Origin of the sequence: Fibrobacter sp. UWH1, from assembly GCF_002210365.1 — a bacterium.
GTDB lineage: Bacteria > Fibrobacterota > Fibrobacteria > Fibrobacterales > Fibrobacteraceae > Fibrobacter.
In genome coordinates this window covers 1-12,756 of record NZ_MWQG01000060.1, presented here as the reverse complement: position 1 = coordinate 12,756, position 12,756 = coordinate 1, and the positions used below count along the sequence as shown (strand labels likewise).

The following is a 12,756-nucleotide window of genomic DNA, read 5'->3' as shown; positions in this document are numbered from 1 at the left end:
GTCTGCGAGTTACCCACGAAATTGAACGAAAGGGTAGCCTCGTTGCGGATTTCAGGGACGGCCAGTGTATCGTGAACCTGCGACAGAGCTTCCGAGGCGTTGCCCCTGAATGTCGCAAAGCCATTGTCGCCGAACACAACATCCTTCCCTCTCCCGGTACGAATATTGTCATTGCCAAGGCCTCCGAAGATGACATTGTCACCGTCACCAGCGTCGATGTCATCGGCTCCGGCTGTTCCCAGGTCCTCGCCCACGTTGAAGCCCTCGTTGGTGACCATCAACGCATTGCGCTCAAGGTCCATAATGACCTTGCCACCGTCGCCTACAATGGCGTCGTTGCCTGCACCTGTGCGGATTGTGTCTTTATCGGTTCCACCAATGATAGCGTTCTTTCCGTCTCCAGTACTGATGTAGTCCTGGCCGCCATCCCCTTCGTTCTTGCTCTCTGCATAGAGACGTTCCGGTGTAACGGTATATCGACCGCCGTCGCCGATTGCAACGTTGTCGGAACCGGTAATACGGATAGAGTCCCCGGCGAAACCGCCCATGGCAACGTTCTTGTCGCCTGCAATAACAATGTTATCGACTCCACCAACGTTGTCGTTAGTCGTTTCAACAAGGTGCATGCCAAGACCAAGCTTATCTCCATAAACAGTCTCGTCATTTTCAGCATTATTGTACGTAACACGTCCATTATCACCAAGGGCAACATTCTTGTCGCCACCGATGACTATTACATCGTTCTTGGCACCGCCGACAACGACACTATTCGTGCCTCCGACCTTAATCATGTCGGTGCCACCTTTTTCGGCATCTACCGACTGAATGCGATAAGCATCGCGGTTCACGCCATCTGTCTGTAGACGGTGTACTGGATTGCCTTGTTCATCGGCAGTACGTCCCGGAGTCTTGCCGATTCCAGTGGTATAGTCGTCAATGAACACTGGATTTTCTGCATCAATATCGCCAACCGTAGAGCCGAGCACCGTATCGCCAACATCTACGCCATTTACCTGACCATTATTATAAAGGACCTGGCCACGGTCACCGAAGGCTATGCCGCCACAGTTCATGTTTATGGTATCGTCACCGAGACCACCGAAAACAACCATGTCGTTGCGAGTTACATTTGTACTCGATGCGTCAATACGGTCATGGCCCGACTGTGCGTTGATGACCAGCTGGCCGTCACCGCTGTAGCCATGTTTGAAGCTTACCGAGACAACGGAAACGCCGCTAGCAAGCGTGAAGGCGCGATCAACAGTGAAATAGGCTACTTCCAATGCAGTTACTTCGCGGCGTTGGGTGGTGCCGTCGCTCAGCATAGCATCTACGTAAATCTTTTCAGATTCGTCAAGGGCACCCATCGCTTCGACAAGCGCCTCAGCGCTTCCTGTAAGTGCATAGTTATATGTTACGCCACCATTATCGGCTAGTTCCGAAAGAATAGCCGATGTTCCCGAAGCAATGACTGTAGCGGTCTCTTCGGCATAGCTGTTTACGTTCACGGTATCGTCCGTAGAGTCTCCACCAGTAGCGCCCGAACCAGTATTTACCACGGTAAATGTCTGGAAGCCGTCCTCGCGGTAGATAGTCTTGTTCACATTTACCGTATCGGAACCCGAACCCAGGTTGTATTCGGCATATTCCATCTGGGCGGCGGTGATACCTTCCGCAGCAAGGTCACTATGGTTGAAACGCACTGCGTGGGCATCAAAATCAGGCACCTGATTTTCAGCCTCTACAACCATACTACTACCCGATGTCATCGACGTAAACGCATTCAGCGAACTGGTCTTGGCATTTTTATCATCCTGGTTGTTCACAAACAGGCGGTCAACCATAGTCGCCTCATCCTGGAACAGGTAATCCTTGTTGCCAGAAAGCATTATCTTCGAGTTTGACTCACTGAAATCACCACATGCGTCATTCAGAGTCAGGGTGACAACACCATCCGCAATGGAGCAATCCTCAATTTGGAACCATCCAGATTCTTCAACGGTTCCCGCTCCAGTCGGAATAAACTTGAGGGTTTTCTTAAAAAATGTTGCTTCATCTGTCACATCCATTTCAAGTTTTTCAAAAATGGAAGCATACAAGTCCTGATTATCAGACAAGGCGATAGAGACAACATTTCCTGCCACACTCCGTGCAACAAAGAGGGAGCCCATATCGTAATTGTTCTTTTCGTTATAATCGCTTGCGTCAACATTCTGCGTACTTGCCTGAATCTTGTGTTCGTATTTCAGCAATTCGGGATTATCCAAATCCACGTCGATGCTCTTACCTTCACCATAGGCATAGACAGGGCCATCAATTTCGGCTATAGTCTTGTCGTTCCCAGCCGTAACCGTCGTAAGCCCGTAATCTTCCCTGTATGCATCGGCAATGGCAGAAACAGTCACAGTATAGGTAGTCTTCTCGCTGGTAAAGGCTAGAATCAGGCTGCCATCGGACTCCGGCGTCACTCCTTCAGCAGATAATGTTACCTGCTTATTTTTCTTAAGCGATCCATTCTGTTCGAGAACATCCTTTGCAAAAGCAAGGTCCTTCGTACTAACCTTCACATAAACAGTCTTCCCTGCAGCAACAGTCTGATTTAGTCCAACAGAACATTGGACAGAATTGTGACTATCGCTTGCATATTCGACAAGAGTATCTGCATGGCTGCTTACGACAACGGCAGGAGACATATTCTGGGGTTCCGTTGGCGTTGCAGGAGGTTCGCTAGCGGAATTTGTCGAAGAAGCTATCGTTCCAGTTACAGTCAGTGTTCCGTGCAATGTGACAAAACGATTATTGTCGGCATTATAGAACACCAGCACATTGCCGTTTTGCTTGTAGTAAATTCCTGTAGTATTTGGGGTAGTTCCCGCCACAGGAACATCTTTGCCATTATATTTAACCGTCAGTGACAGAATTTCGTCGTATGCCAGTATGGCCTTGGAACCGTCAATTCGCATGGAATTTGAACGGACATTTACTACAAGAGTTTTTCCTTTGCAATTTGGATCATTTATCGTCAGGAGACCCGTCGTAGTATTCAGCGTAGAGGATTTTACACCATCTTCACCAACGGCAAACACCTGCATCGTGTAGCCTTGCGGAAGCCTCTTCGCCCACTCTCCAAGCTGAACAGGGCTTCCCGTATACAGGAATTCCTCAGAATAGCAGAGCAACTGATTCGATGCAGAATCGGCACTCTTGCCAACTGTTACAGCAAGAGCAGACACAGAAGCGCTTAGGGCAGATGTCAAACTTTTGTTTTGCTCGGTACGGGTCCAGAAACTTTCCACAGAAACCGACTTGACGGATTCCGTTTCAGCAAGCCTGTCATTAAAGGCGATAATCCTTATATGGAAACTTTGGTGCGAACTGTCGAACGTAAACGAAACTGTTTCGCCGTAACTGACTACATTTTCGCTATCATCAACTAAGGCAATCATTGCACCTCGGTCGCCTTGCATAAAAGCCGTATTCGAAAGAATAGGAGCACCGAGAGTTACCTTGATTGAACCGCCCTTAATATCGCCCGCATAGCGAACATAGAAATCGCTTGCAGTCCCCTCGTTTATTGATATATCCGAGCAAATACGGTTATCTGAATCCGTAATAAATACGGCGGGAACATTACTTGTATCAACAATGTTAAACTTATCCGCAATTACCTTTGCGGTATCGAAAGCCGTATCTCGGGCCGCCTGCTGGGTTGCGTCAAGTCCATCACTAGTCAAGACTTCGTATTCAACATAGCACGCCTGACCGTCCGTTTCTGAATTGCGAAGAACCTTGTCTTCGTCAAGGCCGCCCGTGGTGAAGGTATCATTACCCTTGCCACCGTTCAGTTCCGTCACCTGGTCTTCCCGGCTTCCAAGCACATAGAACATGTCGTCACCGCCAGCCGCATCGAAAGTGGTCTTTTCTACTCCGGCAGCCTTTACACCTACCATGTTACTAAGGGTTCCATCCTTGGTCACGACAACAGTATCATCACCATTGGTTCCACGAACAAACAGCGAGTCATCACCTTCTCCACCATCAATGGAATTACTCCCCTTCTCGATAACGTCGCCATTGACATCGCTGAATCCATAAATGGTAAAGTTATCGTTTCCTCGACCACCATTCATGCTCAAGCGACCGACATTGTTCAAGGAAATAAAATTGTCTGTACCTAGCCCACCTTCTACATTCAGCGAGGTATCTTTCGTGACACCTGTGCTTAAGAAAAGACCGTCATCCGTCTCGACGGTTTCAAAATGGTCATCTTCAGCGACTTCGGCGTAATCACCGCCATCGCGCTTGGATTTATAAACCTGCCCGATATGAATTTCATCGTCCCCGGCACCAGCGTCAATGTTGGTTTTCTTCGCCGTGCCATCAACAAAGATTTTATCATCGCCACCATTGGCATTCAGGTTTACCGCATTCACATTCCTGGTGAAATTTACCCGTTCAATGTTAGAATTCATTGAGCTGTCGACACCTGAATTAGGCAACAAGGCAACAAAGCCCAATTTTCCATCTGTGCTACGGCGCATCAGCAGCAAGTCATTATTTTCTGTCCCTTCAACCGTGAGAGTATTAATTTCCCCTTCATCTTCACCGGAATCCGTCACATTGGCATAGTTGGTGGTGCTGTCGCCCATCAAGTTTACGAACACCTTGTCGCTGCCGCGCTGTCCGTCCACAAAGTCCATACCCGGGCCAGTAGTTATCTTGTCGTTGCCGCCCGTCGTCTGTGATTTTGCATTGGCATATATCTTGCCATGTAAGCCATAGTTATCACCAAAGACAATCTTGTCATCAACACCGGGTTGAGCGGTCAATTCATTTCCATCGGCAATCGACGACAGCTGGTAATCCGTCACACCATTGTCGCCATACAGCATATCGTTCCCAGCACCACCGTCAATAATGTCGTCACCGGCACCGCCATAAATCAAGTCGTTATCAATACCGCCGCTGATGGTATCGGCACCACCATCGCCGTCGATGATGTCGTTGCCAATACCGCCGAAAATCTTATCGGCTCCGCCATTTTTATTTGTATCACTGCCGTCATCGCCGAAGAGAAGGTCGTTACCGTCGTCGCCGTAGATAAAATCACTACCAAAATTATCTTCTGTTAATGTATCACTGGAAGAATTAAGAATACCTTCGTTATTAATTTTATTCTTGATTTCCTCGGTATAATTTTTATAATAGTCGGCACTCTTATCAACCTTTATCTTAAACTCATTTTCATTTATTTCAGTATCCTTTACATCATTCTTTTTGAACTGAGCATCTATAAATTCCTGGCTAAATGCTGCCGTCTTGTTCGTTGTATCAACAGCAAAGGGCGCAGCAAGATTCAGCGGGGTATTATTTATTCTGTCGCCAAAGATAATATCCATACCTTCGCCACCATGGATGGTGTCATCATCCGAACCACCCATAATGCGGTCATGGCCTTTTTCACCATAAATTAAATCATCACCGGCACCACCATCAATATGGTCATCACCGCCACCGCCATAAATTACATCATCGCCATCTCCACCAATGAGCGTATCCTTACCCCCATCTAGGCTGATATCGGTGCGGTCAACAGTCCATTGTTCGCCTTTAGATTCAGTTTTTTCATATACAATTCGCCCACCATCACCAAAGATGAAGTCGGCACTATCGCCGCCATCAATCTGGTCATCTCCGGCACCGCCGAATATAAAATCCCGATCAGAGCCGCCAAGAATAATATCGCCACCAGACCTATCAGCGTCAACATTCGCTTCTGCAGAAATTTTTAATTTCCCATTTTTAAACTCAACTTTTGGGGGAACAGCATACGAATCGCCGAAGATAACATTCAATCCTGTTGCACCGATAATAGTGTCTTTTCCTGCACCACCTGTAATAAGGACATAGTGCCCAGCCCCAAGAGTCAATCCAGAAAGGTCTATGTAGTCATCGCCATCACCGCCGTTGATTTCTATGTCAAAATTGGCATCATCAACAGATGTGACAATCACCTTGTCATTGCCCTTTTCAGCATTGACAATAAATTTACCTTCTCCAGAAACACTTTCATGATGCTCTTTATCATACCAAATTTCCGTCCCACTCTTAATTGTTACAACAAGTGTTTCATCACCATCATCTAGAGTCTTATTAAAATCATCAGTAGATACACGGCTCGATGCATTAGAACCAATATTCGCAACAACATCATCACCCGATTTTGAAATCATTACCGGAGCAGTTTTGTGTTTGAACTCGAACTCAAACAGAGTTATATCGTCAGTAATATTCCACTTCTTGGTATAGAAAAGTAAATCTACATAAGCATACAACTTAGCTGTAATGGCACCATTCACATCGAAGAATCCAAAAAGGCCTTCACTCTTGAACAATTCTGAGATTTCATTCAAACGTATTTTGCCATCTTTATTCGGATCATAAAGATTAAATCCGACATTAATGCCAACACCGCCGCCGACTCCTGCACTTACACCAGCGTTGAGTTCTGCCGCAGCAGTCAAGCCACCATAGAACGAGAGTTCGTTCTTATCGTTTCCTTTTTCATCCAAGTCATCAACATAAAAACCGTTTAACAATCGACCATAGTCCTTATAGTCGCTACCCACCCACTGGCGGATGCCCAAGGTATCATAACCGAACGCAAGGTCAATACTTGCATTGAAAGCTACACCAAGACGGGCGCCCAATGGCCCCCAAATTCTGATAAACGTATCCCAATCGAAATCGAAACTCAACTTGGGCATGTTATAATGCACAAGTGTAATATCTTGGCCTAGCAAAAGCTTGAAAATATCGCTAGGATTGTCCCAAATAAAAGTCCAGTTTCCATTTCCTACATTCAAGCCATTTCCAGAAAGAGCCGAGGATATTTGTTGCTGTGAATCAGATTCTAAAGCCAAATAACCACTTGACAACAAATTTCCAAACTGTTGCACATTTGACTCCCCTTTGATAAATAATTCCGCATCGCTATTCTTTCCTAACACATCACTTTTTCGTATCAAATCCAAATTTCCAATATCAAAGAGAATATTTTTATCACCAAATTGAGTTATTTTTTCACTCAACGCAATCAAGTCTTTTATAGCATAAATCATGCTATCATCAAATTTACCCTTGCTATATTGCTTTGCCAAGTCAAGCGGGGTAATCACAATTCCCAAGTCATCAAGTACGGGGAAAGGCGTTGTCAAAAAATCAATAAGGGGCTTTAAAGGTTCCACAACCTGTTGAATTTTCGAGACAATCGGTCCCAGGACTCCATTGACAAACGAGCCCAATTCAATATTCATTTCATGGAAGCCGAGAGCATCAATCTCGAAGGATTCATCACTCAGTAGTTTTCCAGCTTCAAAGACGAATTTTCCCCCAATAGTCGGGAATTTAGGGGTGTTTCCAGCCACATCTTTCGAAATTCCAACAGAAATGTCTGCTTGAACATGAATATATGCTTCATAATTAAAGGTCGGCAAATTTCCTATAACGCGAACAAGGTCGACCCGTCCATACTTTTCAAGTTCACCCACATCACTTTTTTCAACATTCCCGGATTCATTATCTCTTACAAGGGATTCTCTTGCGTGAGTCAAGCTAAATTTTTCATCGTATCCATCACCTAAATCAATTCCAAAATTCAACAAGGCCCATGCATCAGTCATTGACAATGACATTCCCAAACCAGCCAAGGAACCATTGATAGACGTTTTATCAAAGTCAATCACAGCAGAGACATCAATCTCATTTTGGTCGCCCAAAATCAGATAGAAGCCATTGTCTTCGGACACTCCGAATCCAAATTCAAGAGACCAATTCAGCTTAAGGTTAAGTCCTCCAGTTGCATCTAAACTTAATCCGGGGAATCCAAAATCAAAGCCAATTCCTTGACCATAATCATATTCCCCACCAAGTCTGAAGAACCATTCCGCCTCTTTATTCCCAGAACGATAATAGCTCTTATTGTCAAGACGTGACCATGTTGAACCATCTAACACAGAAAGATTTGTATTGTCTTCAATAAGGTATTCTCCAAAAAGCGAATTCATCTGACGAGCGACCATTTCTGCTGTTAGGCCAGTCGATTCATAGACAAACTGCGAGAACGGATCCAAGACAGAATCCTTCAACCTGCTCAAGAAATCAACACCCGTGCTAAGAGTATCTCCTACTACAGGGACAGACTTTATATTCTTCGCCAGATTGCTGTTCAAACTTGATTCTAAAGTATCAAACAGCGTATTCAGCCCTGTCACGGCCAGTTTGATTTTATCAAACCAGTCCATATTTTCCAGGTCACTCAATTTACCTAACTCTTGGTAAACCTTGCTCATATCAACTGCAAATACATTTGTGACCGTTGAGGTTTCTTGTTCCGTCCCTAACAAATCGAAACCAAAATCAGCCTTTGAGACATCAATAGCCTGAGACGGACAATCTGGTTCCGTTGATGACGTCAGCCAAGAATTCTTGTAAGCAGACAGATTAGTGTTAAATGTTGATTGAGCCTCATTCAAATCCGTATAGGATATGACTGCGCCACCATTTAATTTTCCAAAAGATATTTCACCCAAGGAATAATTGCAGGCGCTAATCGGAAGAACACCATAAACAGCAACAGGTAATGTCACCTCAGGCTTTGCCGACATATCCCAGGTTGCAAAACCGTCGTTTTCATTTCCATATTTCCCAACCAAACTTGCTTGGGCAACAACGAACGCGTTCGAGCTATTAGAGCCGACCGTTATCAAATTGGCCAACAAACTGCTATCCGTGCTATCTATTCCCAAGTTGAACGACAGCTTTTCACCGACAATGTTTACATCTGCACCAAATTTTATTGCATCCGTCAGTTGCAAATCAAAGGAGTTGCTGCTGATATTTACTTTTGCAGAAAAATCAAGCCAGAATTTTCCCTGAACATTCAAATCGGCATTTCCACTTATTCCGCAAGTGGTTCCTCCAAAATGAAATTTCTGGACAGAAGAGAACTCTTTTTCGAAATTAAGATTCAAAAGCAAATTATATTGAGTCCCCTCGCCAATATGAATCTCAAATATTTTTTCACATGAAGCTGGGATTGAAATTCCGCAATCTCTAAAGGCCTTAACCAAGAATGCATTTAATTCCTGGAAACTCGTAATATTACTTCTGCGCAGTTTGCTTATTACATCACGAATGTCGTTTGCGACATTCACCATATCGCTAACGGACTTATTAATAACCGGTATTTTTTGATTCGACCCATCTACCGATTCTGCAATTCTCTTTGCGAGCGAGTCTAAGGCTGTATATAGTTTTTCAACCGAGAACGAAGAAAAATAATCCGAAAGGCTTCCGAAGCCCTCTTCCATGGAGTAGCTCGTCGCAGTCTCAAAGCCATTCTCTAAATCATAGCTGAGCGACACATTACCGGAACCAACCGTTGTTGGATTTTCACCCAAACCAAGTCCATCTACCTTTATATCGAAGGATAATGCGTTGTTTGGATTTCCCTCGACATCGCCAACTGTAAACTCTGGAATCAGTTTATATCGTAACGCAACGGGCTCTTCAGCAATAGAATTTTCAAACAATTCAAGGCCAAACGAGGCGTGGACATCCAACTGGCCAGTAACATCAAGTTCAACGCCCACAAAGCCAAGTGACGCCTTAACAACCGCAGGATTTTGAACATCTTCTTCGCTATGCACAATAGAGAAAGACGCATTCGCATACACTTTCAGTTCTGCATTCTCAGCAAAAGAAATCTGCTTGGACCAGTCACATCCGAGCAAGGTGCTACCTACAATGCGATAATCATTTTCTTTATATTTAAAAGCTGTTCCCGACGAAAAGCCGAGTTTTTCCAGCGCCTTACTTTGGTACATCGATTCTATCGAAAACGCGCTGGCGCTTCTAAATTCCAAATGATCCCAGTTCTCTGTATTTTCAGTCCCGTCATTGTCGCAATAGAGTAGTGTAACACCTAAACATTCCGACTGTTCCGATTCTGGGTTAAGATAGGAATTAATCGCACTCACCAATTCCGAAAGAGTCGTTGAACTCGATAAATTGCCTAAATCGCTTTCAAAATCAACTGATCTGTCACTTTGAGCGTTTTTGATTTTCACGTCATCAAGGGAAAAATAAGGTGTATTACCAAACAGCGAACTTTCAACAACGACATCGCTTGCTGTTGTTAATACAAGGGTATCATTCTCGAAAGAAACGGACTTGACATAGTTATCATTCAACAATTCGTTCGCCTTGAATGCATCCCGGATAACAACAGCCAAGTTCGAAGCCGTTAAACAACCAGCCGTATCAACAAGCACAATATTATCGACATTGTCTTTCTTTGCATTGATAGAAATTACATTATGGGAAACTTTGGCAACATTGGGCTTTGTAACAGAATTGTTACTTGTATCTACCACAGGTTTTCCAGAAACTGTAATAGAGAATTGGTCTGTCCCTATATCTATTTTGGAAACATTAAAACAGTTTGTTAAACCATGCCCTGATAAAAATGAATTTATATCAGAAATTTTATTATCAGCCTCACTACCGGAATATTGATTGGATTCCAAATTGTAGAAATACGTCACTCCATCTTTCTTAAAGACCGCATATTCGTTTCCATCACTTTTCTCAGCAGTTGCGCGCAGAACGCTCGACATCCGTAAATAGTTGTATGATTCACCATCCTTTATCTTATATGTCGCACTTGCAGACGAGTCGGTTTTGCGCAATAACCGAGAATTATCACAGGCAAAGCGAATTTTTTTATTTCCATCACCCAAATCTTTTACATCCAATACATACAAGCCATACTTGTTGGACCAAGTTTGTATTTCATCGCTTTCAGAATCTGACAACTGCAAAGAAAGGAATTCATTCAATTGCCCCTTTAAATCAGTAGCAAGGATTATTCCCTCAGAAGAAAGACGATTTAGTTCATTCTTCGTCACCTGAAAGGCAATCGGTTCCGTCGAATTAGATGCATAGACATCGAATGAAATTTCTGTCCAGGAATCACTAATAGTTTTTTCAACAGTCGTTTGCAAATTTGTATTGGTAAGGCCTAAACTCAAAAAAGCGATATCAGATTCTGAACCTACAACATCAAATTCTTGATTGCCTATAATAAGGATTCGGTTATCCTCCGAATAATCAAGTGAAAAGCCCGTAACACTTACATTCCAAGAAGAATCACCTATTTTTTCTTTAACTTTGCCTACTGTCGCCGCTACAATTCCCAAAGAATTCTTGCCAGAATCAATCAAGTTAAAAGACAAATCATTGTTCAAAGCAAACAGATTGTTATCTTCTAAATAAAAATATTTTTCATCGCTAAAGTCATGGTTTTCGAAACCAATTTCGCCAAGTGTTGTTGTTTTGCCCAACAATTCAGCTTCAAACTCTATACTCAGCGTGAATTGAAGGCCCGCATTGCCACTTATTTTTGCAACACCTTCTGTTGAAACATTGGCAAACGACGAGCCCAAGGATTTCGACAAGTTCAATTCAATATACTTATCTAGCCCAAAACCTAAGTTAAATGCAATCAAGTAATTTTTCAACTGGAAATCCGCAGGAATTTCCATTGCGCCTTCATCAACAAAAGAGTATTGTTGCAGATTTTCACCGACATATTTCATTGAACATACATTAGAAACGCCAAGAAATTCAGCCCAAAGGGTATTGAACAGCGTTACAAAGGACTCAACGCTATCAAAATTTTTCTGATAAGTCGCATCAACTTTTTTTAGCAAGCCCGCAACAAAAACAGTTTCATCACCTTCTTTATAACCCCCATAAACAACCTTTTCCACCTTATCTATTATATCAACAATCTTATCGGCGGAGTCACCCAGAAAATCTAATTTCAAGCGATCTTCTATAGCAGAGCGCAGTGTCGTCTGCAAGGAATTAAGATATATCTGAACCTGGTTAACAAGAGTCTCTCCAGAAAGTGACGTATACTTTTTCAATTCTATGGGAACATCCCAGTTGTTTTGCACCCCATCATATTTAAAGGTATAGGGTACTACGACACCACTTTCACCATTCTTTACCGGCAACGACAAAACATTTACGCTGCCAGACTTTAGTTGGGCAGAATCGAAATTGAACGACACATTCGTTTGCAAATCAGTACTAGCATTCTTTTCAATGCTAAGTAAAAAATTCCCATTCGTAATTTCTGCATTGAAAAGTCCAAGATTTACTGTACCTGAAATATTCGTTTTTTTGACATCAAGTTTAAACTCATCAAGGGAAAAATCATCAAAACATAGGTTGCCAGAGGCATCGACAAAAACTTTCAATTCGACAGAAATAGATGATTCCACGGTCAATCCAGAAAGATTTAGCAACCCAAAATCAAGGCTTTCATTAATTATGTCAATATTGGGCACGAAAGTCAGGAACAAGGATGTCGCTTCTTGTTTGCTATTACCCAATACACAGGTTTCGTTTTCGATTTTGTCACCAACAGTGAGCGATTTCAGCACCCCTCCCGTAGAACTTCCCTGAATCAAGCTAAATAGGTTCTGCACCCTAGAAAAATCAATTTGATAACTGTTTCCGCCTTGAACCTGCTGAACGGCACCACTTACAGCAAAAGAGCATTTAGCCCAATAATTCTGCAAGGCAGCAACAATTTCAGGGATAGATTTTTCAACACCATCAACTTTAAAGGCTCTTCATCAACATGTGTGGGTGGCTTCGCCACCCTTTTTTGTTGACATTCGC

Annotated in this window: 1 protein-coding gene; it reads right to left on the bottom strand. The window is 43.3% G+C overall.

Annotated elements, in window-relative coordinates; translation table 11 throughout:
* A partial coding sequence (locus B7992_RS15430) for a calcium-binding protein (RefSeq protein ID WP_141100503.1) occupies positions 1 to 12,653 on the bottom strand: 12,653 nt, incomplete at its 3' end.
* Positions 12,654 to 12,756 lie beyond the last annotated feature (103 nt).